This is a genomic window from Rhodococcus sp. HNM0563 (genome assembly GCF_012726195.1).
Taxonomy (GTDB): Bacteria; Actinomycetota; Actinomycetes; order Mycobacteriales; family Mycobacteriaceae; genus Rhodococcus.
This window is the reverse complement of the sequence record NZ_JAASAF010000035.1, coordinates 1-996: the sequence shown is the minus strand read 5'-3', so window position 1 is coordinate 996 and position 996 is coordinate 1. Positions and strand designations below refer to the sequence as shown.

1 protein-coding gene is annotated in these 996 nt (G+C 63.8%); it reads left to right on the top strand.

The genetic code is table 11. The features are described 5' to 3' along the window. On the top strand, positions 1-996 hold a 996-nt coding region (locus HCA61_RS25845), incomplete at both ends, for an AMP-binding protein (protein ID WP_169691054.1).

Here is a 996-nt window from a genome sequence, read left to right as displayed (position 1 = left end):
TCGACGATCCCGAGACCGAGTCGGAGCTTGCGGTGTTGCCGTCGGGTCCGGTGACGTTCGACGAGCGGGTTCGGACGTTGCGGCTCGGGCATGCGGCGTATGTGATCTACACGTCGGGGTCGACGGGGCGCCCGAAGGGTGTGGTGGTCACGCATTCGGGTCTGGCGAACTTCTGTGTCGAGCAGGTGGAGCGGTACGGATTGGTTCCGGAGTCGAGGACGTTGCACTTCGCGTCCCCGAGTTTCGATGCCTCGGTGTTGGAGCTTCTGTTGGCGGTGGGGGCCTCGTCGACGATGGTGATCGCTCCGACTTCGGTGTATGGCGGGGTCGAGCTTGCGGAGTTGGTCGTACGTGAGGGTGTGACGCATGCATTCGTGACTCCGGCTGCGTTGGCGTCGGTGGATCCGGCCGGTCTGGATGTGCTGAATTGTGTGGTGGTCGGTGGTGAGGCGTGCCCGCCGGATCTGGTGGCGAGGTGGGCACCGGGTCGTCGGTTCTTCAACGGTTATGGTCCGACCGAGACTACGATCATGACGAACATTTCGGATCCCCTGGTGCCGGGTGAGCAGGTCACGATCGGTGCTCCGATTCGGAATACTGTTGCACAAGTGATGGATTCGCGCCTGCATCCGGTCCCGGTGGGTGTGACGGGTGAGTTGTATCTGTCGGGTCCGGGTGTGGCTCGGGGGTATCACGGTCGTGCGGGGTTGACGGCGTTGCGGTTCGTGGCGGCTCCGGGTGGTGCGCGTATGTATCGGACCGGTGACGTGGTTCGGGGTCCGCGTGATGCCGGGTCGGGGATCGTGTATGTGGGGCGTAACGACTTTCAGGTGAAGGTGCGTGGTTTCCGCATCGAGCTCGGTGAAATCGATGCGGTGTTGTCGTCGTGTGCCGGTGTGGATTTCGCGGTGACGGTGGGTCGTACGACACCTGCGGGTGAGACGCAGTTGGTGTCGTACGTGCATGGTGCCGCGGGCGTGGGCCTGGATGTCGGGG